This is a genomic window from Streptomyces physcomitrii (assembly GCF_012273655.1).
Taxonomy (GTDB): domain Bacteria; phylum Actinomycetota; class Actinomycetes; order Streptomycetales; family Streptomycetaceae; genus Streptomyces; species Streptomyces physcomitrii.
On record NZ_JAAWWP010000003.1, the window covers coordinates 371,833 to 398,687 of the forward strand.

Genomic DNA, 26,855 nt, shown 5'->3' on the forward strand with positions numbered 1-26,855 from the left:
TCAAAAGCAGTTACTTGAGTTGCGGAACCCACCCGGGAGACAGCCCCGCCTCCCCGCCGCACGTCACCTTCAGGAGATTCCATGGCCACGCTTCTGCATCTCGACTCCTCCTTCTCCGGCGAGCAGTCCGTCTCCCGCGCGGTGACCTCCGTCTTCCGCGAGAACTGGGAGAAGCAGCACCCGGAGGGCACCGTCGTCTACCGGGATCTGGCGGCCGAACCGCTGCCGCACCTCGACGGGCTCGGCGCCTCCGCGGGCTTCGCCGACCCCGCGCAGCACACCCCGGAGCAGGCGGACGCCTTCGCCCGGCGGCTGACGCTGATCGAGGAGCTGGAGCAGGCGGACGCCGTGCTGATCGGCGCCCCGATGTACAACTTCACGATCCCGTCCACCCTCAAGGCCTGGCTGGACCACGTGATCCTGGTCGGCCGCACCGGCGGCGAGGACCCGTCCGGCAAGGGCAAGCCGCTCACGATCGTGGCCAGCCGCGGCGGCTCGACGGCGCCGGGCACCCCGCGCGAGCGCTACGAGTACGTGCAGAACTATCTGCAGGCGGTCCTCGGCGACATGATGGGCTTCGAGGTGGACTTCATCGTCCCGGAGCTGACCCTCGCCGCGAGCACGCCCGCGATGGCCGACCTGGTCCCCGCAGCCGAGGCCTCCCGCGCCAAGGCCCTCGACGAGGCCGAGCAGAAGGCCGTGCTCCTCGCCCAGCGCCTCGCCGCCTGATCACCCGACGACCGCCCGGCACCGCCCGGCCGCGAACTGCCGCCGCCCCGCGGACCGTCGAAGGCCCCGGCCCCCGTCCACCCCACGGGACCGGGGCCTTCGCGCTCCCGGCCCTTCCGGCCGGCGTTCCGCCGAGCCCGCCCGCCCTGTGTGCTCCCTCACAGGCGTACGGGCACCCGGGCACGGCCAGGTGACCGGACACACAAAAAAGACCCCGCCCGGAGCCTTCGCTCCGACCGAGGTCATTTCTGACTTCGTGGACACCGTCGGTGTCACCAAGATGAGTGCGCGAGGGGGGAGTTGAACCCCCACGCCCTTTCGGGCACTGGAACCTGAATCCAGCGCGTCTGCCTATTCCGCCACCCGCGCATGGGTGTTGTCGCTGCTGTCTCTCACTGGCGGTGGGAGCGCCTTCCGACATCCAGAAGATTAGCACGGTGCCGAGGGTGGATTCACATCCGTATTACCGGGCAGCCCGGGCCCCTCCCGGCCCGTACCGGGACGGTGAAGCCGCTCCTCGCACCCCTGCCCCGGGACCGGCCGGCCGCCCCCGGCGACCGTTCCGCCCCGCGCCCGCCCCCTTCCGTTTCCCTTTGCCGCTTCCCTCCGCCGCTTCTCTCCGCCACGCAACAACCTCGCACCAGTCGGGCCCGTACCCCCTGACTTGTCCCGGTCCTGTCCACAGGTGCGGGACACTGGCTTGCGGCCCGTTCTACGATCCGACCGAGGACGCCCGGGCTGCGGACGCACGAGTACGGAACGCAAGCACGGCGGGGGACGGAAGAGGGACGCGCGGTGACGGGAGACGGGCGGTGCGGACGGTACCGGTGGTCCGGTTCCGGTCCGGGCGGCCGGCGGACGGATCGGCGGTCCCGGCCGTGGGCATGACCAGGTGGGGCACGAGCTGTGAGGGTCGACACTCCTCGCCGGGCGGTTCCGGGGGAACCGGGTGTTTTCCCGGTGCGTGGATACGATCGGTAAGCAGGATCAGTGCGCCGGGGAGGGTGGCGGTACCGGAAGCCGGGCAGGCGGCCGGGCAGCGGTACCGGCGGGCGGTGCGCAAGGACGGCGGCACGCACGACGGGCGGGCCGGAGCAGGAAGACAGCAGAGCGCGTACGCAGGACGCGGCGAAGGAGGAGGTGCCCCGTGGGAGTCCTGAAGAAGTTCGAACAGCGCCTGGAGGGGCTGGTCAACGGCACCTTCGCCAAGGTGTTCAAGTCCGAGGTGCAGCCGGTGGAGATCGCCGGTGCGCTGCAGCGGGAGTGCGACAACAACGCGACCATCTGGAACCGCGACCGGACCGTCGTGCCCAATGACTTCATCGTCGAGCTGAGCGCGCCGGACTTCGAGCGCCTCAGCCCCTACGCGGGCCAGCTCGGGGACGAACTGGCCGGCATGGTGCGCGACTACGCGAAGCAGCAGCGGTACACCTTCATGGGCCCGATCAAGGTGCACCTGGAGAAGGCCGAGGACCTGGACACCGGTCTGTACCGGGTGCGCAGCCGCACCCTGGCCTCCAGCACCTCCCAGGCGCCCGGCCCCGGCGGGCCAGGTCCCGGCGGCGCCCCCGCGCATCCGCCGCAGGGCCGCCCCGGCGGCGGGTACGGATACCCGCAGGCCCCCGCCGGCGCCCCGCCGATGCCCTCGGCTCCGCCGCCCGGCCGTCCCGCCTCCCCGCCCGGCGCCCCGGCGCGACCCGGTGCGGGAGGCCGCGGCCAGGCGACGCGCTGCTGGATCGAGATCAACGGCAACCGCCACCAGATCGCCCGCGCCACGCTCGTCCTCGGCCGCAGCACCGAGGCCGACGTGCGGATCGACGACCCCGGCGTCTCGCGCCGGCACTGCGAGATCCGGACCGGAACGCCCCCCACGATCCAGGATCTCGGTTCCACGAACGGCATCGTGGTGGACGGGCAGCACACCACCCGCGCTACGCTCCGCGACGGCTCCCGGATCGTCGTGGGGAGCACCACCATCATTTACCGGCAAGCCGAAGGGTGAAGCGGGGGCAATGTCAGAGCTGACCCTGACGGTCATGCGGCTGGGTTTCCTGGCCGTTCTGTGGCTGTTCGTGATCGTGGCCGTACAGGTCATCCGCAGCGACCTGTTCGGTACGCGTGTCACCCAGCGCGGGGCCGCTCGGCGGGACGCCCGGCCGCAGCAGGCCGCGCGCCAGTCCGCCCCGCCGCCGCAGCAGCAGCGCCAGAGCGGCGGCGGGCGCCAGCGCCGCGGCGCCCCCACGAAGCTGGTGGTCTCCGAAGGCACCCTCACGGGCACCACGGTCGCCCTCCAGGGGCAGACGATCACCTTGGGCCGGGCCCATGATTCGACGATCGTGCTGGACGACGACTACGCGTCGAGCAGGCATGCCAGGATCTACCCGGACCGCGACGGCCAGTGGATCGTCGAGGACCTCGGTTCGACGAACGGCACCTATCTCGACCGGACCCGGCTCACTACCCCGACGCCGATTCCGCCGGGAGCGCCGATCCGTATCGGCAAGACCGTCATCGAGCTGCGGAAGTAGTACGCCAATGAACGAGCGGAGCGAGCGAAGGGGCGCGGGGCCGGCCGGAGAGCGGCGGGGCCACGGCGTGCTTTCGACCGGAGGGTGGGCAGTGTGGCTCGAGGAGACCGGCTGCAGTCCGAGCCGACGGGCGAGGTGGGCATGAGCCTGTCACTGCGCTTCGCCGCCGGATCGCACAAGGGCATGATCCGCGAGGGCAACGAGGACTCGGGTTACGCCGGTCCCCGGCTGCTCGCCATCGCCGACGGCATGGGGGGCCAGGCCGCGGGCGAGGTGGCCTCCTCCGAGGTGATCTCGACGCTGGTCACCCTCGACGACGACGTACCCGGCTCGGACATCCTGACCTCGCTGGGGACCGCCGTGCAGCGGGCCAACGACCAGCTGCGGGTGATGGTCGAGGAGGACCCGCAGCTGGAGGGCATGGGCACCACGCTCACCGCGCTGCTGTGGACGGGCCGCCGGCTCGGCCTGGTGCACGTCGGCGACTCGCGGGCCTATCTGCTGCGCGACGGCGCCCTGACCCAGATCACGCAGGACCACACCTGGGTGCAGCGGCTCGTGGACGAGGGCCGCATCACCGAGGAGGAGGCCACCACGCATCCGCAGCGCTCGCTGCTGATGCGGGCCCTGGGCAGCGGCGACCACGTCGAGCCCGACCTCTCCATCCGCGAGGTGCGCGCCGGTGACCGCTACCTGATCTGCTCCGACGGACTCTCCGGCGTCGTCAGCCATCAGACGATGGAGGACACCCTCGCCAGCTACCAGGGCCCGCAGGAGACCGTGCAGGAGCTGATCCAGCTCGCGCTGCGCGGCGGCGGCCCCGACAACATCACCGTGATCGTCGCCGACGTCCTCGACATCGACAGCGGCGACACCCTCGCGGGCCGGCTCAGCGACACCCCCGTGGTGGTCGGCGCGGTCGCCGAGAACCAGCACCAGACCCACGACGACGGCGCCATGGAGACCCCCGCGGGCCGCGCCTCCGGCCTCGGCCGCACCCCCGAACCCCCGCCCGCCGGAGGCGAGTTCGGTCCGCCCGGCAGCGGCGGCGAGGGGGCGGCGGGGTACGCACCGGAGGGGGGCTTCGGCGCGTACGGGGACGACGACCTCGACAAGGGCGGCGGCCGCCGCAGGTGGGTCAAGCCGACCCTCTACGGGGTGCTGGCCCTGGCGGTGATCGCGGGCGGCCTCTACGGGGGCTACCGCTGGACGCAGACCCAGTACTACGTCGGCTCCAACGACGGCCATGTCGCGCTGTACCGCGGTATCAGCCAGGACCTCGCCTGGGTGAACCTCTCGAAGGTGCAGAAGGACCACCCCGAGATCGAACTCAAGTACCTGCCGCCGTACCAGCAGCGGCAGGTCGAGGCGACGATCGTGGAGGACGGCATCGACCAGGCCAACGACAAGATCGACGAGCTGGCCCGGCAGGCCACCGCCTGCCGCAAGGAGGAGGAGCGCCGGGCGGCCGAGAAGGAGCAGCCCCCCTCCGGTGACGAGGCCAACCCCTCGGGCCCGCCGAAGTCGACGGACAAGGGCGGCAAGACCGAGGCCAAGCCCACCAAATCACCCACTCCCACACCGGGCCCCACTCTCTCCGAGGAAGAGAAGACCCTGGTCGGGCAGTGCGGCAAGAAGTGAGCAGCTGAGGGGCCCGGGCACACCATGAGCAGTTCCACCTCCACCACGAACACCGCGAACACCTCGACGATCGGATCCATCGGCACGCCGAGCCGCCGCAACACCGAGCTGGCGCTCCTTGTCTTCGCCGTCGTCATCCCGGTCTTCGCGTACGTCAATGTCGGCCTCGCCGTGAACGACGAGGTCCCCACCGGGATGATCGGCTACGGCCTCGGACTCGGCGGTCTCGCGGGCGTCGCGCACCTGGTCGTGCGGAAGTTCGCCCCGTACGCCGATCCGCTGCTGCTGCCGCTGGCCACCCTGCTGAACGGCCTGGGTCTGGTCGCCATCTGGCGGCTCGACCAGTCGCCGCGGCTCCAGCAGCGCGCCGAGAACCTCTTCGGCGCCTTCTCGCCGGACGCGCCGAAACAGCTGATGTACTCGGCGCTCGGCGTCGCCTTCTTCGCGGCGATCCTGGTGTTCCTCAAGGACCACCGCATCCTCCAGCGCTATACGTACATCTCGATGGTCGTGGCGCTGGTGCTGCTCGTGGCGCCGGTGTTCTTCCCCGCGGTCAACGGCGCGAAGATCTGGATCTCGATCGGCGCCTTCACCATCCAGCCCGGTGAGTTCGCGAAGATCATCATCGCGATCTTCTTCTCCGGCTACCTGATGGTGAAGAGAGACGCGCTGGCGCTGGCCAGCCGCCGGTTCATGGGCCTGTACCTGCCGCGCGGCCGCGACCTCGGCCCGATCATCACGGTGTGGGCGATGAGCCTGCTCATCCTGGTCTTCGAGACCGACCTCGGCACCTCGCTGCTGTTCTTCGGCATGTTCATCGTGGTGCTGTACGTCGCCACCGAGCGCACCAGCTGGATCGTCTTCGGTCTGCTGATGTCCGGCATCGGCGCGGTGGGCGTGGCCAGCTTCGAGCCGCATGTGCAGGAGCGCGTCGACGCCTGGCTCAACCCCTTCTCCGACCAGGTGATGCAGGGCAACAGCGAGCAGATGGCCCAGTCCCTGATGGCCTTCGGCTCCGGCGGTGTGCTCGGCACCGGCCTCGGCCAGGGCGACTCGGACCTGATCGGCTTCGCCGCCAACTCCGACTTCATCTTCGCCACCTTCGGCGAGGAGCTGGGGCTCGCCGGGGTGATGGCCATCCTGCTGCTGTACGCGTTGATCGTGGAGCGCGGCATCCGTACCGCCCTGGCCGCCCGCGACCCGTTCGGCAAGCTGCTCGCCGTGGGCCTGTCCAGCGCCTTCGCCATCCAGGTCTTCGTCGTCGCGGGCGGCGTGATGGGCCTGATCCCGCTGAGCGGCATGACCATGCCCTTCGTCGCCTACGGCGGCTCCTCGGTGATCGCCAACTACGCCCTGATCGGCATCCTGATCCGGATCAGCGACACCGCCAGACGCCCGGCCCCCGCCCCCGCCCCGAACCCCGACGCCGAGATGACCCAGGTGGTGCGCCCGTGAACAAGCCCCTGCGCCGGATCGCGATCTTCTGCGGGCTGCTGGTTCTCGCGCTGCTCGCCCGCGACAACTGGATCCAGTACGTCGCCGCCGACGAGCTGCGCACCCACGAGAAGAACCGCCGCGTCGCCATCGAGCGGTACGCCTCGCCGCGCGGCAACATCATCGTGGACGGCAAGCCGATCACCGGGTCCACCAAGACCTCGGGCAGCGACTTCGCCTATAAGCGCACCTACAGCAACGGCCCGATGTGGGCCCCCGTCACCGGTTACGCCTCCCAGGCCTTCGGCGCCACCCAGCTGGAGAGCCTGGAGGACGGCATCCTCACCGGCAACGACGACCGCCTCTTCTTCCGCCGCACCCTGGACATGCTCACCGGCAAGAAGAAGGAGGGCGGCAACGTCGTCACCACCCTCAACGCGGACGCCCAGAAGGCGGCCTTCGAGGGACTCGGCGGCAAGAAGGGCGCGGTGGCCGCCCTGGACCCGCGCACCGGCGCCATCCTCGCGCTGGCCTCCACGCCCTCCTACGACCCCTCCACCTTCGCGGGGAACTCCACGACCACGGACTCCAAGGCCTGGGAGAAGCTCCAGAAGAAGCAGAACCCGGACGAGCCGATGCTCAACCGGGCGCTGCGGCAGACCTACCCGCCCGGCTCCACCTTCAAGGTGGTGACCGCCGCGGCGGCCCTGGAGCACGGCCTCTACGAGAACCCGGACGACAAGACCAAGTCGCCGCTGCCCTGGACCATGCCCGGCACCAACACCGAGCTGAAGAACGAGGGCGACATCCCCTGCGAGAACGCGACCCTGCGCGAGGCCCTGCGGGTCTCCTGCAACACCGTGTTCGGCAAGATCGGTTCGGACCTCGAGAACGACAAGATGCTGGAGACGGCGGAGGAGTTCGGCTTCAACAAGGAGCAGTTCACGCCGGTGCGCACCAATGCCTCCAACTTCTCCGACGACATGAACAAGTCGCAGACCGCGCTCTCCTCCATCGGCCAGTTCAACACCGCGGCGACCCCGCTGCAGATGGCGATGGTCGCCTCCGCGGTCGCCAACGACGGCACGCTGATGGAGCCGTACATGATCAGCCAGCTCCAGGCGCCCAACCTCGACGTGGTCGAGAAGACCTCGCCGAAGAAGATGAGCGAGCCGCTGTCCGAGGAGAACGCGCAGAAGCTCCAGGACATGATGGAGACCGTCGTCGACAAGGGCACCGGCCAGAACGCCAAGATCGACGGCGTCACGGTCGGCGGCAAGACGGGTACCGCGCAGCACGGCGTCGCCAACAGCAAGAACCCGTACGCGTGGTTCATCTCCTACGCGAAGACCGACTCGGGCTCCCCGGTGGCGGTGGCCGTGGTCGTGGAGGACTCCGACGCCAGCCGCGACGACATCTCCGGTGGCGGCCTCGCCGCCCCCATCGCCCGGGACGTGATGAAGGCGGTCGTCGACAGCAAGCAGTGACCCCGGTCACGACGCCTTCACACCGGTGTCCCGAGGGGGTACCGGTCCGGTATCGGGTCACGGTGACGGGTCGGGCCGGGCAGCACAGGCCGGGTACGGTATGCCCGGGCAGCACACCGCCGGGCCGCGCAGAGCGTGCGGCCGGGAACGACGGAGAGGGCTGGATTAGCTATGGAAGAGCCGCGTCGCCTCGGCGGCCGGTACGAGCTGGGCCAGGTGCTCGGCCGTGGTGGCATGGCCGAGGTCCACCTCGCCCACGACACCCGGCTCGGCCGCACCGTGGCGGTGAAGACGCTGCGCGCGGACCTCGCCCGCGACCCGTCGTTCCAGGCCCGCTTCCGCCGGGAGGCCCAGTCGGCCGCCTCGCTCAACCACCCCGCGATCGTGGCGGTCTACGACACGGGCGAGGACTACATCGACCAGGTCTCCATCCCGTACATCGTGATGGAGTACGTGGACGGCTCGACGCTGCGTGAGCTTCTTCACTCCGGCCGCAAGCTGCTGCCCGAGCGCGCCATGGAGATGACCGTCGGGATCCTCCAGGCCCTGGAGTACTCGCACCGCGCCGGCATCGTCCACCGCGACATCAAGCCCGCCAACGTCATGCTGACCCGCACCGGCCAGGTCAAGGTCATGGACTTCGGCATCGCCCGCGCCATGGGCGACTCCGGGATGACCATGACGCAGACCGCGGCCGTGATCGGCACCGCCCAGTACCTCTCCCCGGAGCAGGCCAAGGGCGAGACCGTGGACGCGCGCAGCGACCTCTACTCCACCGGCTGCCTGCTCTACGAACTGCTGACCGTGCGCCCGCCCTTCGTCGGGGACTCCCCGGTGGCGGTCGCCTACCAGCACGTACGCGAAGAGGCGCAGCCGCCGAGTGTCTACGACCCCGAGATCACGCCCGAGATGGACGCCATCGTCCTGAAGGCCCTGGTCAAGGACCCCGACTACCGCTACCAGTCCGCCGACGAGATGCGCGCCGACATCGAGGCCTGCCTCGACGGCCAGCCCGTCGCGGCCACCGCGGGCCTCGGCTCGGTCGGCTACGGCGGCCACCCCGACGACCAGCAGACGGCGATGCTGCGCCCGCAGAACGGCGGCCAGCAGACCTCGATGATGCCCCCGGTCAACCCGGACGAGGGCGGCTACGGCTACGACGACCGCGTCGACCGGCGCCGCCAGAAGAAGAACAACACCTCCACCATCCTGCTCGTCGTGGCCGGTGTGCTGGTGCTGGTCGGCGCGATCCTCATCGGCAAGTGGGTCTTCAGCGACAACAACAGCGCCGACGACCCGGTGTACACGCCCGCCCTGGTGGGGGAGACCTACCAGGACGCCGAGGGGATGGCGGACAACGTCGGGCTCAAGCTCGACGTCACCCGCAAGCCCTGCGACGACCAGCCCAAGAACCGGGTCTGCGAGCAGAGCCCGGGGCCCAAGACCGAGGTCAACAAGGGCGACACCATCACGGTCACGGTCTCCACCGGCGCGCCGAAGGTGGCGGTGCCGAACGTCATCGACGAGGACGTCGACGACGCCAAGGAGAAGCTCGAGGGCGACAAGTACCAGTTCGAGGTCAAGACGAAGTACCGGGAGTCGACCGAGGACCCCGGCATGGTCCTCGACCAGGACCCCTCCTCCGGCAGCGAGGTCCAGAAGGGCAGCAAGATCACCCTGACCGTGGCCAAGGAGAAGAAGCAGTCCACGGTCCCCGACGTCACCGGCAAGTCCTGTGACGAGGCCAAGGCCCAGCTGAAGGACAACGACCTGGTCGGCGAGTGCACCGAGGTCGAGAACGCCGAGGCGGAGGCCGGCAAGGTCTTCAGCCAGAGCCTCGCGGCGAACAGCCAGGCCGACCCGGGCTCCAAGGTCAACCTCCAGGTGGCCAAGGCCCCCGCGCAGATCACGGTGCCCGGCGACCTCACCGGCAAGAAGCTGAAGGACGTCCAGGCCCAGCTCACCGGGCTCGGCCTGACCCCGGAGGTCAACCCCGGCTCCCCCAACGACCCGAACGCCACCGTCATCGGCACCCAGCCCGGCGGCGGCACCCAGGTCAAGAAGGGCGACAAGGTCACGCTGATCACCATCGGCGGTGGCGGCGGCCCGGGCGGCGACCAGGGCGGCGGCGACAACGGCGGAGTCGTCTTCGGCGGCCCCGACGGATTCCCCGGCCGCCGCGACTAGGGCCCCGCGGAACCTGAGCCCCGGCCGCTGAAGCACGGCCCGTACGGCAGGCAGCACGGCGAAGTCCCCGGCACCACCCGCGAGGTGGGGCCGGGGACTTCGGCGTGGAGGGGGACTTCCGGCGCACCGCGCTCTGCGGGTGGACGAGCGGGAGGGAAGCCGGGGAGGGCGAGCGGGAGGGAAGCCGGGGAGGGCGAGCGGCGGAGCGCCTGCCTCAGCGGATCTCCTTCGGGGGCGTGCGCTCCGCGTCGACCTTCTCGGTGCGGACCAGTTCGCCCCAGACCACATAGCGGTACCGGGAGGTGAAGACCGGGGTGCAGGTCGTCAGGGTGAGGTACCGGCCGGGCTTCTCGCGTCCGGAGTCGCCGGGGATCGCGTTCAGGACACCGACGTTGTACTTCGAGGTCTCCGGGAGCGTCGCGTAGACCCGGTAGACGTACCAGACGTCCTTGGTCTCGAAGACGACCGGATCGCCCTTCTTGATCTTGTCGATGCGGTGGAACCTGGCGCCGTGGCCGTCGCGGTGGGCGGCGAGCGAGAAGTTGCCCTTCTCGTCCTTCGGCAGCGCGGACTTGACGGGCTGGGTGTAGTACCCGGCGACGCCGTCGTTGAGGACCTTCGCGGAGGTGCCCTTCTTGACGAGCACCTCGTCCTTGCTCATCGCCGGTACGTGCAGGAAGCCGAGGCCGCCCTCGGTGTCCAGTCCGCCGGGACCCTGGTCCTTGCCGTCCCCGTGCGCCCAGTTGTCGCGGACCCGCTCGCTCTGCCGGTCGGACTCGCGGTCGGCGATGACGTTCGTCCACCACAGCGAGTAGACGACGAAGAGGCCGAGCACCAGGCCCGCGGTGATGAGGAGTTCACCGAAGACGCCGACCGCGGTGACGATCCGTCCCGGCGCGCGCCGCCGCCGCACGGGCGCCGCTTCCGCCGCCGCGGACTCCTCCCCAGCGGGCTGTTCCGTCGCGGGCTGCTCCGCCACGGGCGGTTCGGCCACGGGCGGTTCGGCCACGGGCCGCTCCTTCGAGGCCTCCTCTGTCGTGGACTCCTGTGCCGCGGGCTGCTCCTCCCGGTCGCGGTCCGCGTCGCTGCCTGCTGTCACTGCCCCTGCCCGTCCGTCTCAGGTACTCGCCCGACCGCCCGTGCCACGCACGGCTCGACCCCGCCCGCCCGGCGGGCCGTTGGGCGCGCCCGGCCCGGGTCCCTCAGCCGAGGAGCGCGTCCGGCTTGCCCTTGCCGCGCGGCCGCTCCTCGACCATCTTGCCCCAGACGATCATTCGATACGTACTGGTGAATTCCGGAGTGCACGTCGTCAGTGTGAGGTACCGGCCCGGCTTGGAGAAACCCGAACCATTCGGGACGGGTGCGATCACCGAGGTGTTGCTGGGCGGCGTCTGCGGCAGGATGTTCGCCATCTTGTAGACGTAGTACGTGTGCTGGGTCTCCACGACGATCGGGTCGCCGGGCTTGAGGCGGTTGATGTAGCGGAACGGTTCGCCATGGGTGTTGCGGTGCCCGGCGACCGCGAAGTTGCCCGACTTGTCCTCCGGCATCGCCGTCTTGACGGTGCCCTCGCCGCCGTAGTGCCCGACCATGCCGCGGTCGAGGACCTTGTGCTTGCTGATGCCCTCGGCGATCGGCACCACCACGTCCAGCTTCGGGATGTGCATGATGGCGAAGCCCTGCCCCGGCTCGAAGACCCCGGGCTGGCGCTTGCCCTTGGCCCAGTCCTCTTCCAGGCTGTCGCGGGCGCCGTCGGCCTGCTGGTGCGCCCGGACGTTGGTCCACCACAGCTGGTACGTCACGAAGAGCAGCAGGACCACGCCGAGGGTGATGAAGAATTCTCCGACCGCCCGGCTCGCGATGACCCCCGCGCTGGGCTTGCGCGCCCTGGCCGCCCGCCGCGCCTCCACCCGGCTCAGCGGGGCCGCGGACTCCTCTCCGTCGCCGGACGCCCCGGCTGCCCCCGAGGCTCCGGACGCCCCGGCTGCCTCGGCGCCCGTGCCCGAACTGCCGCCGCGGCCCTGCCGTTTGGCCGCCTTGCGCCGGGCCGCCCGCCCGCCCGCCGCCTCCGGGGCCGCCGCGGCGCTCCCGGCCTCCCGCGCCGTACCCAGCGCTACGGTCTCGTCGCCGAGGGGCCGTGCCCGCCCGGACTCCTCCGGCGGCGGCACCCGCAGCCCCACCGTCTCGTCGTCGCGACGACGGGGCTGGGCGGCCTGCCGGGCGTCAGGAGCGGGCGTCCGCCCCGCGGCGGGCGGCGGGTTCCGCCGGGCTCCACGAGCCGGTGCCCGCCCCGCAGCGGACGGAGGCACCTGCCCCGCGGAGGGGGGCGCCTGCCCCGCGGAGGACGGCGTCTGCCGAGCGGCGGAGGGTGGCGCCTGCCGAGCGGCGGACGGCGGCGTCTGCCGCGCCGGGGACGGCGGCGTCTGCCCGGCAGGGGGCGAAGGCTGCGGCACCGCGCGCTGCGGCGCTCTGCGGCGGCCTGTGGGGCGTTCCCGCTCCGGGGCGGGCCGCCGGGGCGTCTGGCCGGTTTCCGGCGGCTGAGGCGGCTTTCTGCGCCTGCCCCGGCCCGCCTGGGCCTCGGGCGCGGGCGGGCCCGGCTGCTCCCCGGGCCCCGGCGTGCGGAACCACGGCGAGGGGTGGCGGGCGGGGAGGGGGTCGTTCAGCGGGTCGTCGAGCTGTTCGACGGCGGCCTCGAAGGCGCCGGTGTCCGCCAAGGAGCCTTCCCAGGCGGCCCGTTCGCCCGGCGGGGCGCCGCTCCCGGAGCCCGCCCGGTCGCGCTCGGGGACCGGCTCGGTCACGCCGAGGCCCTGCCCACGATCGGGGCCAGGCCCGCGGAACGCCCCACGGCGCCCTCGTCGCCGCACTCGGCCAGCCAGTTGGCCAGCATCCGGTGGCCGTGCTCGGTGAGCACCGACTCGGGGTGGAACTGCACGCCCTCCACGGCGTGTTCGCGGTGCCGCAGCCCCATGACGATGCCGTCCTCGGTCCGCGCGGTGACCTCCAGCTCGGCGGGTACGGTCCGCGGCTCGGCCGCCAGCGAGTGGTAGCGGGTCGCGGTGAAGGGCGTGGGCAGCCCCGCGAAGACGCCGCGCCCCTCGTGCCGTACGAGGGAGGTCTTGCCGTGCAGCAGCTCCGGCGCCCGGTCGACGACGCCGCCGTAGGCGACCGCCATCGACTGCATGCCCAGGCAGACGCCGAAGACGGGCACCCGGGTCGCGGCGCAGTGCCGGACCATCTCGACGCAGACGCCCGCCTCTTCGGGGGTGCCGGGGCCCGGCGAGAGCAGCACGCCGTCGAAGCCGTCCTGGGCGTGCCCGGTGGACACCTCGTCGTTGCGCACCACTTCGCAGACGGCGCCCAGCTGGTACAGGTACTGCACGAGGTTGAAGACGAAGCTGTCGTAGTTGTCGACGACGAGGATGCGGGCCGGCCGTCCGGACCCGGGGGCGATGTCGTTCATGACCGCATTCTCCGTCGTGGCCTCCCCGGCGCGGGCCACCGCCGCGGCGCCGCTCACCGGCCCGCCCTTCCCTCGTCGACCGTGACGTCGTTGAAGGGGAGCAGCGGCTCCGCCCACGGGAAGACGTACTGGAACAGCAGGAAGACGACGAGGAGCACCAGGAGCAGCGAGAGGAGTGCCCTCACCCACACGTTGCCCGGCAGATGCCGCCAGATCCAGCCGTACATGCCGTCCCACTCGTCCCGTCCGCCGCGTTCCCGGTGTGCCGCATCAAGACTAAGCGGACCCGGCGGCGGCTCGGGGCCGCCTGGACAAAGCCTCACCCCATGTGCCTCGTCACACCCCGCCGGGTACGAAGGCCCGCTCGGGGGGCGCACAGACGTGCCCCGGGTCCGTGCGGGGGCGCTCAGTCGACGGGCTCGGCCTGGTGCAGGTCGACGGTGCCGGAGTAGCCGGGCAGGGTCCGGGTGCCGTCGTCGTGGACGTCCCAGCCGAGTCCGTAGGCGTTGACGTACAGCATGTAGTTCTGGATCTGCGGGGAGTCGGAGAGCGCCTTCTTCAGCTTCTGCGGTGCGCCTACGGCGGTCACCTTGTACGGGGGCGAGTAGACGCGGCCCTGGAGGATCAGGGTGTTGCCGACGCAGCGGACGGCGCTGGTGGAGATCAGGCGCTGGTCCATGACCTTGATGCCGCGGGCGCCGCCGCGCCACAGGGCGTTCACCACGGCCTGCAGGTCCTGCTGGTGGATGACCAGGTCGTTGGGCTGCGGCTCGGGGTAGCCGGGCAGCTTGGCGGTGGCGTCCGGCGGGGCGTCGTCGAGGGTGACCGTGAGGGCCTCGCCGCGCAGCTTGCGGGTGCCAGCGGCCGATTCCAGGGCGGCGAGCTTCTTCTCCTCGGCCTCGGTGCTGCCGTTGTCCCGCTCGGCGAGCGAGTCGACGTCGCCGCGCAGGCCCGCGTTGGACTCCTCCAGCTGACCGTTCTTGCGGCTGCGCTCCTGGATCAGGTCGGACAGCTTCAGGAGCGAGGCGTCGGTACGGATGTTGGTGCCCTTGGCCGTGTTGAAGCTGGTGAAGAAGAGCAGCCCGGCGAGGGCGAAGACGGCGGCCGTCAGCAGGCGCACCGGGTGCCCGCGCAGCCGTCCGCGGCCGCGCGGCGCCTCGGCCGTGCGGCCTTTGTCGTCTCTCGTGTCCTCGTCGTTCCCGTTCCCGCCCCCGGGAGGGCTGGTGCCGGGGCCGGTGGAGTCGGCAGAATGGCTCAACGGACCCTTACTCCTAACGGCGCCGGGGAAGCACTACGCTAACGGACGCTCGGGGGAGCACTCAGTGTCCCCTCAGTGTCCGCTTGTACGCTGCCTCTTCAGCCCAGTCCACAGTCCCGTGCGCGGGCAGGCAGCGCATCGACAGGAGAGACCCTCGTGCCGAAGTCACGTATTCGCAAGAAGGACGATTACACGCCCCCGCCGGCGAAGCAGGCGACGAACATCAAGCTGACCAGCCGCAGCTGGGTGGCACCGGTGATGCTCGCCCTCTTCCTGATCGGCCTCGCCTGGATCGTCGTCTTCTACGTGACCGACGGCAAACTGCCGATCGAGTCGATCGACAACTTCAACATCGTCGTCGGTTTCGCCTTCATCGCCGCCGGATTCGGTGTCTCCACGCAGTGGAAGTAGCGTTTCCGCGGTTCGTCGGCATCCGTACCAGCAGCACCAGCGCCCCGCGGCCGGTCGGCCGCCTCGCCTGAGTTCCTGAGCCCTCCCGGCTCCGGTGTCTCCGGGGAGGCAGCCGTGCTCTCCGGCCGCGGGGTTCGCTGTGTGCGCCCTCGGACCACCGGGGGCTGCCGGGGCCCCCGGGGATCACCGCCGAGTTATCCACAGGGCTGTCCACATGGGGAAAAGATCTGAAGATCTGTGGATAACCTCTGCGCGGTTGACGCCGGTGTGACTGCCGTACCGGTATCCGGATACCTGTTCCCCCCTTGCCCTTCCTGGGAAAACCCAGGTCAGCGAGGCAGACCCGCGGGCTTCCGCACCCCCCGCGCAAGACCGGGCACACGCTGTGGACAACTTGCGAAGATGCAGGCGAAGCTGTGTTTCGAACACCTGTTTTATTCACAGCCCGGAGGGTCCGCCGGCCCCGTTCCGGAGGCGGTGGCGCGGGTCAGAGAAGGACGGCGGTACGCACCAGAACGGTGGCGACCAGCACCGCGAGCAGGAGCGCGCTGGAGCCCCACTGCACCAGCGAGCGCCGCTCGGCCGGGGCGTGCACCATCGCGTACGCCAGGGCGGCACCGGCGACCAGACCGCCGATGTGTGCCTGCCAGGCGATGTTCGACATGGTGAAGGTGAAGACCAGGTTGAGGCCGAGCAGCAGGATCACCGGGCGCATGTCGTAGCGCAGCCGCCGCATCAGCACCGCGGTGGCCCCGAGCAGGCCGAAGACCGCGCCGGAGGCCCCGTACGAGACGTCCTGCGGGGCGACCAGGACATAGGTGAGCGCGCTGCCCGCGAGGCCCGAGAGCAGATAGAGCGCGAGATAGCGGGCCCGGCCGAGCGCCGCCTCCAGCGGGGCGCCGAGCCACCACAGGCCCAGCAGGTTGAAGGCGAGGTGCCAGGGCTGCTCGTGTACGAACATCGAGGTCAGCAGGCGGTACCACTCGCCGGAGGCCACTCCCTCGGTGGGCGCGTACCCGCCGGAGGGGAAGTACTGGGGCGGGGGCCAGCCGCCGAGCAGCGCGGTGTGGGCCAGGACCGTGTCGCCCACGTGCACGGCGACGAACATGAAGAGGTTGAGCGCGAGCAGGACCTTGGTCACCAGCCGGGGATCGGCGGCGACGGAGCCGCCCGCCAGGGTGCGCGGCCGGGCCGCGCTCGCCCCGGGCCCGGTGTTCGCGGCCCGCACGCAGTCCGGGCACTGGAATCCGACGGAGGCACTGACCATGCACTCCGGGCAGATGGGCCGGTCGCAGCGCACACAGCGCACGCCGGTCTCCCGGTCGGGGTGGCGGTAGCAGCCGGGCAGCTCGCCCTGCGCCTGCCTCCCGCCTGACGGCTGGTCCATGGCGTGCCTCGATCCCGTACGACTGCCCGCGGCGGCCGCCCCGCAGACGGCACCGCCCCGCCCTTCCTGACGGATGGGCGGGGCACAAGGTTCCCGGCCGCGGCGGCCCGGCGGCTCTCGACCCTCAGCCGATCCCGGGACTCAGCGGGTCTCGATGACGACCGACTCGATGACCACGTCGCTCACCGGGCGGTCGGTGCGCGGGTTGGTCTTGGCGGCCGCGATGGCGTCCACGACCTTCTTGCCGCCCTCGTCGACGACCTCGCCGAAGATGGTGTGCTTGCGGGTCAGCCAGGCGGTCGGCGACACGGTGATGAAGAACTGCGAGCCGTTGGTGCCCGGACCGGCGTTGGCCATGGCGAGCAGGTACGGGCGGTCGAAGGAGAGGTCCGGGTGGAACTCGTCCTCGAACTCGTAGCCCGGGCCGCCGGTGCCGTTGCCCAGGGGGTCACCGCCCTGGATCATGAAGCCGCTGATCACGCGGTGGAAGACGGTGCCGTCGTAGAGCCTGGCGGTGGTCTTCGCACCGGTCTCCGGGTTGGTCCACTCCCGCTCGCCCTGGGCGAGTTCGACGAAGTTCTTGACCGTCTTGGGCGCGTGGTTCGGCAGCAGCCGCACCTCGATGTCGCCGTGGTTGGTCTTCAGGGTGGCGTACAGCTGCTCGGCCACGATCTGCCTTCCGTTGTCCTCTGTGACTCCCCGATCCTCGCACGGACCGGCCCGCACCATACCCGGCCACCGCCCCGTACCCGCCGATCCGGCGTCCTCACCGGGAAAACCCCCGGCTGCCGGGTGCCAAGGAGGCGCTCGGCGGCCCGATCCGTGGCATCGTCGGACCCGGACCGATCCAGAACTTTTGCACCGGATTGATCGTCTCTCGCCCCACTCTGCACCTGTGACCCGGATGCCTGCTTTCGCAAGCCGCCGCGGCACCGGACAGGCATGATCCTCATGGGGGTGGAAAGGCGAAACGGTATGCCACCGAGAAGGAGGTTCTCGTGAACCGCATGGACAGCGTGCGCGCCGCTACCGGCTCTGCGAAGGACAGCGTTCTGCACGCTGCGGAAGTGGTGGCGCCCTACGCCGACACGGCCAAGGACCGGGCAGCCCTGTACGCCCAGGAAGCACGCGTACGGCTCGCCCCCCGGGTGTCCCTCGCTGCGGACCAGGCCCGTGTGCAGTACGGCGCCCATGTCGCCCCACGACTGGAGGCGGCTCTGCAGCATGTGCCGCCGAAGGTCGACCAGGCCGCCCAGGAAGCGGCGCACCGCACCCGCAAGGCAGCTCAGCAGGCGGCGGAGTACTCCCGTCCCCGTATCGAGCAGGCGGTGGCCGCCACCCAGCCCGTACGCGAGGAGGCGTCCGCCCGCAGTGCGGCCGCCGTCGCCGCGCTGCGCGGACAGGTCTCGGCCAAGGAGATCGACAAGCTCGTCCGCAGGAAGCAGCGCCGCGGCCGGGCGGGCAGCGCCCTCAAGGGCGTCGCGCTCCTGGGCCTGGTCGCGGGCGGCGCCTTCGCCGTCTGGAAGTGGTGGGACAAGCAGGCCAACCCGGACTGGCTGGTCGAGCCCCCCGCGGCGACCGAGGTGCGGGACCCCTCCGCGCCGATCACCGCGGTCGACGGCAGCCCGGCAGCCGGGCTCGACCCGGAGGTCCAGGCGAAGCAGGACGAAGCGGACGGCAGCGGCTCCTCCTCGCGCGGTAAGCCGAAGGAGAGCTGAACCTCGCTTCACCGAGGACTCGTTGGGCGGGAGGCAGTGACGGCCTCCCGCCCAACGATGTTTCACGTGGAACATGGCGCGCAGCGCATCGGCACCGGCAATTTCCTGCCCTTTTCCGCACCGGCCGCGAGCCGCAGAGAGCGTTTGCTTACCCGGCTTACTCTGTGTGCCCTCTTGAATACCGGACAGCCGGACTGCTGACAGACCAAGACCGGCGGGAAGCCGCGCGGCACCCTCGGGCGGGCCCGGCCCGTACATACGCAGAGGCCGCCTGACCTGTGGAAAACGGTCAGGCGGCCTCTGAGGATGTGGAGCCTAGGGGAGTCGAACCCCTGACATCTGCCATGCAAAGACAGCGCTCTACCAACTGAGCTAAGGCCCCTCGCCATGGTGCCGAGCCCGCGGAAACGCGCCTGTGCCGTGCACCGGGACCAGAGTAGCGGGTCATCCCCCGGATCTCACAAAAGGATTGGGGTCCCCGTGCGCGACCACGCTCCGTAAGATGCCCCACGGGGTTCACTTCAGCGAACCGCGGTACTTGGGGAAGCGATGGGGAGACGCAATGGATGCCGCACAACAGGAAGCCACCGCAAGAGCTCGTGAGCTTCAGCGGAACTGGTACGGAGAGCCGCTGGGGACGCTCTTCCGCAAGCTGATAGACGACCTGGGACTCAACCAGGCGCGGCTGGCCGGGGTCCTCGGCCTCTCGGCGCCGATGCTGTCCCAGCTGATGAGCGGCCAGCGGGCCAAGATCGGCAATCCGGCGGTGGTGCAGCGGGTGCAGCTGCTGCAGTCGCTGGCCGGACAGGTCGCCGACGGCAGCGTGAGCGCGGCCGAGGCCACCGAGCGGATGGACGAGATAAAGAAGTCCCAGGGCGGTTCGGTGCTGAGCAACGCCGGGCAGAACACGTCCAGTTCGGGAGCGCCGACCGTCAAACGCGTGGTGCGCGAGATCCAGTCACTGCTGCGCTCGGTCGCCGCGGCCGGTGACATCATCGATGCGGCGGACTCCCTCGCCCTGGCCCACCCCGAACTGGCAGAGTTCCTGCGGGTGTACGGCGCCGGGCGGACCGCCGACGCGGTGACCCACTACCAGGCACACCAGAACTGACCCCGGGCACCGGCTCGCCCGGGCACACCGAAGGGGAGCGCACCAGGCCATGGGTGAGGTGTTCGCCGGCCGGTACGAACTGGCCGACCCGATCGGGCGCGGGGGAGTCGGTGCGGTGTGGCGCGCCTGGGACCACCGGCGGCGCCGCTATGTCGCCGCCAAGGTGCTCCAGCAGAGCGACGCCCACACCCTGCTGCGCTTCGTACGGGAGCAGGCGCTGCGGATCGACCATCCGCATGTGCTCGCGCCCGCCAGCTGGGCCGCCGACGACGACAAGGTCCTGTTCACCATGGACCTCGTCGGCGGCGGCTCGCTCGCGCATCTGATCGGGGACTACGGCCCGCTGCCGCCGCGTTTCGTGTGCACTCTGCTCGACCAGCTGCTCGCCGGTCTGGCCGCGGTGCACGCGGAAGGCGTGGTGCACCGCGACATCAAGCCCGCCAACGTCCTTCTGGAGGCGACCGGTTCGGGCCGCCCGCACCTGCGCCTGTCCGACTTCGGCATCGCGATGCGCAAGGGCGAGCCCCGCCTGACCGAGACGGACTACGTGGTCGGCACCCCCGGCTACTTCGCGCCCGAGCAGATGCTCGGCTCCGAACCGGACTTCCCCGCCGACCTGTTCGCGGTCGGCCTGGTCGCGCTCTACCTCCTGGAGGGCGCCAAGCCGGACGCCAGGGCGCTGATCGAGTACTTCGCCGAGCACGGCACCCCGCGCGCGCCCAAGGGCATCCCCGAACCGCTCTGGCAGGTCGCGGCCACCCTGCTCCAGCCCGATCCCGAGGCCCGCTTCCGCACCGCGACCGGCGCCCGCAAGGCACTCGCCGCGGCCGCCGAGCTGCTGCCCGAACCCTCCCTCGACGAGGACGAGTTGGTGGAGGTCTTCGACCAACTCGGCCCGCTGCCGGAAGGTTTCGGCCCCGAGGGCCCGCTCCGCGGCCGCCCCCGGCACCCCCGCCCCCCGGCTCCGCCCGCCCCGCCTCTGACACCTCCCGCGACGCCGCCGTCCGTCCCACCACGGCCACCGACGACGCCCCCGGCGACGCCACCGCCAGCGACTCCACCGGCCGCCGCGGGTCCGCCGACTCCACCGCCACCCACCGCGGGCTCGCCGACTCCACCGTCCGCCGCGGCCCCGGCCTCCGCCGCGGCGTCCTCACCGTCCCTCTCGGACACGGGCAGCTTCCACCTGGCCCCGCCGCCGCCCGCCACGGCCCCCCGGGACGTGGTGCCGAGCCCGCCCCCGCATCCTCCGACCGCTCCGCCCGAACCCCCCGCCGCCTACCGGCCGTACGCGGACCCGGCCCCGGCGCCTCCCCCGCAGCCCCACGGCAACCAGAACCACGGGGACCAGACGCCGTCCACCGCGCAGCCCTCGTACGCGTACCCGCCGACCAGCCGCTACACCGCCCAGCACACCGTGCACGGTGCCGCCTCCTCCCAGACGCAGACCGCGGCCCGGCCCGCCGCTCCCTCCCGCCGCAAGCGCAAGCCGGGCCCCCCGGTGAAGGCCGTCATCCTCCTGCTCGGCGCCGCGACCCTGAGCTTCGCGGTGGGGACCTGGGGCCTGCTGCAACTCTTCTGAGCACGTCCGGGCCGCGCCGCCTCCGGTCCGCCGCGCCCGGGGCCGGACATGCCGAGGGGCGGCTCCGCTGGGCGCGGTCCGCTTCAGGGGTCTCGTGGAGGTGGGCACGGAGGCTCGGGGCACGCGAACTCGTGAGCCCGTGTGTGCCGAGGAGAGGGATGGCTGCCGGGTCGCGCGGGCTTGAGGGCGCGGTTCTCCCGGTGCGGGTATACGGGTTTACGGGTGGATGGGTGGCGGGGTCGCTTGAGCCGGCCTGGTCAGGTCAACTGGCGCGGGCTGTCAGGTCGGTGGCGTCCAGGGGCGGCAACTGCTGCTGTGGGTGCGCCTGTTCGCGGGGTGGGTCGACTGCCTGCGTGAACCGGTCGTCCTCGCGGGTCGGTTGTCCGCGTAGGTCGGTTGTACGCATAGATCGGTTGTCCTCTGCCCTCGCAGGTCGGCTACCCGTGTGGGGCGGTCCTGCCCGTACAGGCCGATCTCTGTCCGTATCCATATCCGTATCCGTAGGGGACTCGGATCCATCCGACCGGAGCTGGGCGCGGTGGCTGCGTGCGGTGGCCGGGCAGGATGGGGGCTGTCTGTACGTCCTGTGTACGTCCTGTTCTCGCGGCGGCCTGGCGGGCTGCCGGGAATTCCTCTGGGCCGGGATGGCCCTCAGGAGTTCCGTGCCCGAGGTGCGTGCCCACGCATCTCGCGTACGTACGGACGCGTGTGCCCGGCTTCCTGCGGTGGCTTCCGGTAGTGCGGAGTCAGCCTTCCGAGACGTCTTCCCGACTCCGGTGTCCGAACGGTTGCGGCGCTGATCCTCGATCCTCATCCGGTCCTGCTCGCTCGGGGAACCCGGCCTCGACCTGCCCTGCCGGCAAGCTGCCCGGCGGGCCGTCCTGCTGTCCTGCCGCCGACTCTGCGACGGCGTACGGCAGTTGGTCCAGGCGCCGGTTGCTGCCCGATTCCTGCGCTGCTCCTGTCCTGCTCCCGTGCTGCCTCTGCGGAGAGCGGAAAACGGCGCGTTCAGGACAGGATCTGGCCGGAGGGACCGGCGAGGAGTGCGGCCGTGGAGTCCTCGTAGACGTTGGGGCGCGTCTGGTGGACGATCGTCGGCGAGAGGGCGCCCGCGACGCTGCCGGTGCTGCCGGACGGGCGGGCTTCGCCGGTGCCCTGGCGCTGCGAGGGGAACGCGGGCTCGGGTGCGGCTTCCTCGGCGGACTCGGGGGCGGGTGCCTCGGCGGTGTCCGGAGCGGGGCCCTCGGCGTCCTCCATGGCGGGCGCTTCCTCACCCATGAGCGGGGCTTCCTCGCCCTGCGGCGCGGGAGCTTCCTCGTTCTGCTGGGCGGATGCTTCCTCGCTCTGCGGCGCGGGTGCCGACTCGCTCTCCGGGGCCGGTGCCGATTCACCCCGCGGGGCGGGGGCTTGCGGGTCGCCGAGGGTGAAGTCGGGGGTTTCGAGGGCGAAGGCCGAGCCGTCCTGGAGCGGGGTCCGCTCGCCGGTGCCGACGGGAGCCTCTGCCGTGTTCAGCGGTGGCCGGCCGTCCTCGGCGGGCACTGCCTGTTCGTGCCGGGGTGTGTGCCGGTCGGCGGTGCTGCCCATCCGGCGGCAGCTCGGCGAGGAGCCGTGCGCCTCGGCCGCGATGCGCTGCTTCATCGTCGGCGGCAGCGACCTGATGTCCTTGGCGACGAAGTGCGCGGGCGTCACGTCCATGACGTCCAGCGCGGTCTCCAGGTCGTTGCAGTGCTCCTTGGTCTTCTGCGCCGGGACGGCGGCGGTGGCCGTGCTGGAGAATCCGAGTGCGGCGAAGACGGTGAAGACCGCGGCGATGAGCGCGGCCCACAGCTTCATGACCTTGGTGGCGGCCATGGCTCCTCACTTTCAGGTTGGGCGATTTGCGTACTTTCCCAATGATGTGTATGTGAGGAATCGAGTGGGGGACCGACACCGGCGCACAGCGATCTTCCGATGAACACCACCCTTCTGGCCGCACGCGATCAGGAAGCTCCCCGAATACGGCCAAGAGCGCTGAACGTCACATTTCCACAAGGGCACCCGGAGGAGCGAGATCCGCTTCGACTGCCCTGGTGGAGGCGGGAGTTGGCGGGTTCCGGGGGTGCGGAGACAGGTCACCGATTGGTATCGGCCGGTGTGTATAGTCGGGCGCCGAAGGTCCCCTACGTCAAGGAAAGACGAGGTCGCGCGGTGAAGAAGCTTCTCCTGGTCGCACTGGCCGCCATCGGCGGGCTCCTCGTGTACCGCCAGATCCAGGCGGATCGCGCCGAGCAGGATCTGTGGACGGAGGCGACCGACTCCGTGCCCACGGGTTCCTGAGCTGCCACAGCAGACATGCCCTGGCCCCGGCCGCTCACTGCGGCCGGGGCCTTGCGCTGACCGGCCCCGCCCGAACGGAGGCAAGCCGGGCGGAATCCACAGTTCCAGGCCAGGGGTTGCGCACCGCACGGGGCCGGGGTAGAGAGTCCCGGGCGGGTTACCCGCGGGAAACGTGACCACCCGCGGTACCTGACCGGACTCACGGGGGAGGGATGAGGCGTGGGCGTGCGGCTCGAAGCTGCGCGGTGCGTACGGGCGGTGTCCGCCGCGACGGCGGCGTTGTGCCTGCTCGCCGCCCTCCCCGGACAGGCCTGGGCCGCCGCCCGCCCCGATCCGTACGCCTTCGCCGAGGACGCCCCCACCGTGGCGGCCGCCGGGGAGGCCTCCGGTGCCCGGCAGCTGAAGGCGGGCGGCCGCTACCGCAGCGCCCTCGGCCCCGGCGCGAAGGGGTACTACCGGATCAGCCTGGACTCCGCCTCCAGCGCCTATGTCTCGGCGACCGCGCTGCCCCCGCCCGGCACCGACGGCGCCTACGGCGACGGCGTCAAGGTCTCGCTCCAGACCGCCGAGGGCTTCACCTGCTCGTACGACGCCACGAGCTTCGGCTCCCTGGTCAGCCCGCGTCCGCTCGTCGCCACCGCGGCCCGGCTGATCGGCCCGGCCGAGGGCACCTGCCAGGAGGCGGGGACCTACTACGCGGTGGTCGAACGCAAGGGCTCCCATCCGGAGAACTGGGACCTGGAGCTGCAGTTCGCCACCGAACCGGCGCTGCGCGGCAAGGCCCCGAGCGCACCGCCCTCCGACGCCGCCCCCTCCGCCTCCGCCGAGCCGCCCGCCGGACCCGCGCGCACACGCGAGGGCGGCACCAGCTTCAACGACGCCCCCGCCCTGGAGAACGGCGCCTGGCGCGACCGCATCACCTCGGGGACCACGCTCTTCTACCGGGTGCCGGTCGACTGGGGCCAGCGCCTGCGAATCGGCGCCGGGATCGCCCCGGGCTCCGGCGGCGAGGGCTCCGAGCCGGGCGAGGGCTCCCGCAGCGAGGGCTCCGGCAGCGGGAGCCCCACCGGCCAGGACTCCGGGGGTGCGGATCCCGGCGAAGGGTCCGATACGGGCTCCGGCGACGGCCCCGGGGACGGCCCTGGCTCCGGCTCCGGCTCCGACGCGGACACGGACCCGGCGGCCGGCACCGGCCGCGCCGGCGGCGACTACGTCTCCAGCGCGCTCGAACTGGCGCTGTACAACCCGGTGCGCGCGACGGTGGCCCGCACCGACACCTCGTACGACGGGCAGCCGAAGAAGACCACGCTCCGCCCGATGGCGCCGGTCGCCTACGGGAACCGCTTCGCGGCGGCGCGTGAGGAGATGACCTCGGCGCGCTTCGCGGGCTGGTACTACCTGGCCGTGCATCTGAACGACAAGGTGGCCGGCACCTTCGGTGACCGCCCCCTCGCCCTGACGCTGAACATCGCGGTCGAGGGCGAGGCCCAGGACGGGCCGGGCTACGCGGGGTCGCCGCAGCCCTCGGGACTGTTCGGCACCGAGGACGGCCCGGGCGCGAGGGGCGGCCCCGCCGATCCGGCCGGGGACGCCGACGACGATCCGCTGCTCGGTCCCACCGCGGCGAGGGCGGTGGCCGCGGGCGGCTTCGGCACCGGCGCCCTGGCTCTCGCCGTCCTCGGCCTGTGGACGCTCCTCGCCCGCCGGGGCGCGGCACGCGCGGAGCGGCGCCAGCGGGACGCGTCCACGCGGTCCGGCCAGGCGCCACCCGAGCCACCGTCGTATCCAGGACGCTGACCACCGCACCGCGAACGGACCCGCGACACCTCTGCCTCCACCTCCACCTCTCCCTCCGCCTTCCCCATCTCATCCGCAGGTCCGTCGCCCAGTCCCCCACTCCACCACTGCGGGACCCACCGCCGGGTACCGGGCACTCCGCCCACCGCGCCTCGTACCCCGACCCCGTACCTCGCCCCGCTCCGAAATGCTCTGCCTCGCGGCAAGACCATCTGGACGAGCAGCGGATCGAGGAAGTGGGCGGGAGTTGAGGGTGGGGGTGATTGAAGGTGGGGCGGTCGCAGGTGGGGGGCGGCGGAGTCCGGGCTACTGGAACCCAGCTCCGCGCCGGGCTGAAAAGGCGGCTCGCGGTGGGCTGAAGGCGCCTCCACGCTCAGCTACACCGGCGGCTCCGCGTTGAGCAGTTCCCGGAGCCACCCGGCACCGGCCGCCTGGCCCGCGGCGTGCGCGGGCTCGGAGGCTCCCGGGAAGAGGCGCCCCCACGAGACCGCGCGGCCCAGTACCCCGAGCCGCCCCGCCAGACTCAGCGCCCGCCGCAGCTCCGCCGGGGTACGGCCGTGCCCCGTCCAGGGCTCCAGGTAGGCGTCCCGCAGCCGGGGCAGCGCCTCGGCCCCGTACAGTTCGCGCGCCCGCCGGGCGGGGACGAGAAAACTGCAGAACGGATGCGAGACGGCCGCGTCCCCCCAGTCGAAGAAGGTGAACCGCCCCACCCCGGACCGCCCTGCCTCCCCCCGACCGGCCTCCGGCCGATGCGCCACCGCTCGACCCGCCTCCGACTGACCCGTCTCCTCCCGATCCGCCTCCGCCCGATCCGCCTGCGGAGGGAACAACTGCCCCGCGTCCAGCTGGTGGAAGAACTGCCCCTCATGCAGATCGGAGTGGTCGAGCGAGTCCGCGATCCCCGCCCCGGCCAACTCCGCACACCACTGAGCCACTTGGGGCCGCAACGCCCGCAACCGCGCGCGCTCCTCCGCCCCGAGCGCGCCGTTCCCGCCGACCAGCCGCTCGAAGACCCCGGGCAACTCGGCGGTACGGGCCCGGGGCACCCCCAGCTCCACAAGCTCTCCGGCACGCGGAGCCAGCGCGTACTGCATCCCCGCGTACTGCCGCAGCGCCCCCTCCCACTCCCGCGGGCCGGCACCGCCCTCGCCGAGCACGTCACGGAAGAGGGCGCCCCCGTCGGGCAACAGCGACCAGCCCCGCTCGGCATCGACGGCCAACGGCGCGAGTACGTGCTCCGGCACCCACCGGGCCAGTGCGGCAGCGAGCGGCGCCTCGAAGGCACTGGCCGGCGGATTCGCCTTGAACCACACGGCCCCCTGGCCCGCGACAGGCATCCGCACCAGCACCGACCAGGGCCGCAACCGCACCCTCAGCGGTCCGGTGACCCGCAGACCACGCGCCGCCAACTTCCGCCCGGCCCAGGCGAACACCTCCCGCCGCCAGCCCTCCTCCTCCCAGGGCGTCCGCGCCTCCGGATACGCCCCGCGATCCACGACCACCGCCGCCTCAGCTGCCATGGGGGCAATCCCAGCACCGGGGCGGCCACGCCTCCAGCGGTTTTCCTGGCGCGCCGCCGTACCGGAAAGCCAGCCCATCCGAAGCCCCGCTTACCGCTCAGGCCATGACCTCCGCTTCCGCAGAGAGAACGGATGACCTGACCGAGACGGCACTGACTCACCCGACTCACCTCCGCTGACGCGGAGAACACTGTCCTGCGCTCAGGCGGCCTCGCGCGACGGCCCGGCTCACCTCCGCTCACGCGGAGCGCACGTGTTCGCCCCGACTGATGAGATGTCGGAGACCGGC

At 71.7% G+C, this 26,855-nt stretch carries 22 protein-coding genes, 2 tRNA genes and 1 CRISPR repeat array (1 of these 25 running past the window's edge); of the genes, 13 read left to right on the plus strand and 11 right to left on the minus strand.

Annotated features, from left to right (window positions below; all coding sequences use genetic code 11):
- Positions 1–81 precede the first annotated feature (81 nt).
- On the plus strand, positions 82–729 hold the full coding sequence (locus HFV08_RS07445) for an FMN-dependent NADH-azoreductase (protein WP_168537035.1): 648 nt from the start codon (positions 82–84) through the stop codon (positions 727–729).
- A 285-nt stretch (positions 730–1,014) separates the two neighbouring features.
- Here the strand turns inward: HFV08_RS07445 and HFV08_RS07450 are convergent.
- A tRNA-Leu gene (locus HFV08_RS07450) sits at positions 1,015–1,098 on the minus strand.
- Positions 1,099–1,876: 778 nt separating this feature from the next.
- Between HFV08_RS07450 and HFV08_RS07455 the strand changes: the two genes are divergently transcribed.
- From HFV08_RS07455 to pknB, 6 genes are all read left to right on the plus strand, one after another.
- A complete protein-coding gene (locus HFV08_RS07455) occupies positions 1,877–2,731 on the plus strand; it encodes an FHA domain-containing protein (RefSeq protein ID WP_040251109.1) in 855 nt (284 codons plus the stop codon).
- Positions 2,732–2,741: 10 nt separating this feature from the next.
- Entirely contained in the window at positions 2,742–3,257 is a 516-nt protein-coding gene (locus HFV08_RS07460) for an FHA domain-containing protein FhaB/FipA (protein WP_040251112.1), read from the plus strand.
- Between the two features lie 141 nt (positions 3,258–3,398).
- Complete coding sequence (locus HFV08_RS07465) at positions 3,399–4,898, plus strand: Stp1/IreP family PP2C-type Ser/Thr phosphatase (protein WP_168537037.1); 1,500 nt, start codon at positions 3,399–3,401, stop codon at positions 4,896–4,898.
- A gap of 24 nt (positions 4,899–4,922) precedes the next feature.
- Positions 4,923–6,353 carry an FtsW/RodA/SpoVE family cell cycle protein gene (locus tag HFV08_RS07470; protein WP_168537039.1) on the plus strand — a complete coding sequence of 477 codons (1,431 nt, stop codon included), beginning with the start codon at positions 4,923–4,925 and terminating at the stop codon, positions 6,351–6,353.
- On the plus strand, positions 6,350–7,819 hold the full coding sequence (locus tag HFV08_RS07475; protein WP_168537041.1) for a peptidoglycan D,D-transpeptidase FtsI family protein: 1,470 nt from the start codon (positions 6,350–6,352) through the stop codon (positions 7,817–7,819). The genes HFV08_RS07470 and HFV08_RS07475 overlap by 4 nt, the downstream gene beginning before the upstream one ends.
- Positions 7,820–7,990: 171 nt before the next feature.
- Positions 7,991–10,006, plus strand: coding sequence for a Stk1 family PASTA domain-containing Ser/Thr kinase (pknB, locus tag HFV08_RS07480; RefSeq protein WP_168537043.1), 2,016 nt, complete (start codon positions 7,991–7,993; stop codon positions 10,004–10,006).
- A 214-nt stretch (positions 10,007–10,220) separates the two neighbouring features.
- On the opposite strand, the gene HFV08_RS07485 is transcribed toward pknB, so the two are convergent.
- From HFV08_RS07485 to HFV08_RS07505, 5 genes are all read right to left on the minus strand, one after another.
- Positions 10,221–10,919 carry a class E sortase gene (locus HFV08_RS07485; protein WP_312885469.1) on the minus strand — a complete coding sequence of 233 codons (699 nt, stop codon included), beginning with the start codon at positions 10,917–10,919 and terminating at the stop codon, positions 10,221–10,223.
- Between the two features lie 289 nt (positions 10,920–11,208).
- A complete protein-coding gene (locus tag HFV08_RS07490; RefSeq protein ID WP_168537045.1) occupies positions 11,209–12,804 on the minus strand; it encodes a class E sortase in 1,596 nt (531 codons plus the stop codon).
- Positions 12,801–13,466 carry an aminodeoxychorismate/anthranilate synthase component II gene (locus HFV08_RS07495; RefSeq protein WP_168537047.1) on the minus strand — a complete coding sequence of 222 codons (666 nt, stop codon included), beginning with the start codon at positions 13,464–13,466 and terminating at the stop codon, positions 12,801–12,803. Before HFV08_RS07495 ends, HFV08_RS07490 begins: the two co-directional genes overlap by 4 nt.
- A gap of 53 nt (positions 13,467–13,519) precedes the next feature.
- Complete coding sequence (locus HFV08_RS07500; RefSeq protein WP_168537049.1) at positions 13,520–13,693, minus strand: hypothetical protein; 174 nt, start codon at positions 13,691–13,693, stop codon at positions 13,520–13,522.
- Between the two features lie 179 nt (positions 13,694–13,872).
- On the minus strand, positions 13,873–14,724 hold the full coding sequence (locus HFV08_RS07505) for a DUF881 domain-containing protein (protein WP_168537051.1): 852 nt from the start codon (positions 14,722–14,724) through the stop codon (positions 13,873–13,875).
- Positions 14,725–14,880: 156 nt separating this feature from the next.
- Here HFV08_RS07505 and crgA point away from each other — a divergent pair, with 156 nt between their 5' ends.
- Positions 14,881–15,135 carry a cell division protein CrgA gene (gene crgA / locus HFV08_RS07510; RefSeq protein ID WP_040251128.1) on the plus strand — a complete coding sequence of 85 codons (255 nt, stop codon included), beginning with the start codon at positions 14,881–14,883 and terminating at the stop codon, positions 15,133–15,135.
- 487 nt (positions 15,136–15,622) lie between these two features.
- Here the strand turns inward: crgA and HFV08_RS07515 are convergent, their stop codons facing one another.
- A complete protein-coding gene (locus HFV08_RS07515; protein ID WP_168537053.1) occupies positions 15,623–16,522 on the minus strand; it encodes a rhomboid family intramembrane serine protease in 900 nt (299 codons plus the stop codon).
- A 141-nt stretch (positions 16,523–16,663) separates the two neighbouring features.
- Entirely contained in the window at positions 16,664–17,191 is a 528-nt protein-coding gene (locus tag HFV08_RS07520; RefSeq protein WP_168537055.1) for a peptidylprolyl isomerase, read from the minus strand.
- Between the two features lie 329 nt (positions 17,192–17,520).
- On the opposite strand from HFV08_RS07520, the gene HFV08_RS07525 reads away from it, so the two are divergent.
- The gene (locus tag HFV08_RS07525; protein WP_040251137.1) at positions 17,521–18,240 is read left to right on the plus strand and encodes a DUF5324 family protein; all 720 of its coding nucleotides are present in this window, start codon (positions 17,521–17,523) and stop codon (positions 18,238–18,240) included.
- A gap of 309 nt (positions 18,241–18,549) precedes the next feature.
- Here the strand turns inward: HFV08_RS07525 and HFV08_RS07530 are convergent.
- Positions 18,550–18,622 (minus strand) — tRNA-Ala (locus HFV08_RS07530).
- Positions 18,623–18,802: 180 nt separating this feature from the next.
- Between HFV08_RS07530 and HFV08_RS07535 the strand changes: the two genes are divergently transcribed.
- Both HFV08_RS07535 and HFV08_RS07540 read left to right on the plus strand, forming a co-directional pair.
- Positions 18,803–19,351, plus strand: a complete 549-nt coding sequence (locus HFV08_RS07535) for a helix-turn-helix domain-containing protein (RefSeq protein WP_168537057.1) — start codon at positions 18,803–18,805, stop codon at positions 19,349–19,351.
- Between the two features lie 49 nt (positions 19,352–19,400).
- Positions 19,401–20,933, plus strand: a complete 1,533-nt coding sequence (locus HFV08_RS07540) for a serine/threonine-protein kinase (RefSeq protein ID WP_168537059.1) — start codon at positions 19,401–19,403, stop codon at positions 20,931–20,933.
- 1,008 nt (positions 20,934–21,941) lie between these two features.
- On the opposite strand, the gene HFV08_RS07545 is transcribed toward HFV08_RS07540, so the two are convergent.
- On the minus strand, positions 21,942–22,784 hold the full coding sequence (locus HFV08_RS07545; RefSeq protein WP_168537061.1) for a DUF6344 domain-containing protein: 843 nt from the start codon (positions 22,782–22,784) through the stop codon (positions 21,942–21,944).
- 336 nt (positions 22,785–23,120) lie between these two features.
- On the opposite strand from HFV08_RS07545, the gene HFV08_RS31100 reads away from it, so the two are divergent.
- Complete coding sequence (locus tag HFV08_RS31100) at positions 23,121–23,249, plus strand: DLW-39 family protein (protein WP_003999697.1); 129 nt, start codon at positions 23,121–23,123, stop codon at positions 23,247–23,249.
- A 225-nt stretch (positions 23,250–23,474) separates the two neighbouring features.
- Positions 23,475–25,046, plus strand: coding sequence for a hypothetical protein (locus HFV08_RS07555; protein WP_168537063.1), 1,572 nt, complete (start codon positions 23,475–23,477; stop codon positions 25,044–25,046).
- A 377-nt stretch (positions 25,047–25,423) separates the two neighbouring features.
- Here the strand turns inward: HFV08_RS07555 and HFV08_RS31460 are convergent, their stop codons facing one another.
- A complete protein-coding gene (locus HFV08_RS31460; RefSeq protein WP_246341567.1) occupies positions 25,424–26,566 on the minus strand; it encodes an aminoglycoside phosphotransferase family protein in 1,143 nt (380 codons plus the stop codon).
- Between the two features lie 162 nt (positions 26,567–26,728).
- Positions 26,729–26,855: a CRISPR direct-repeat array (repeat unit 29 nt); it runs 391 nt beyond the window's last position.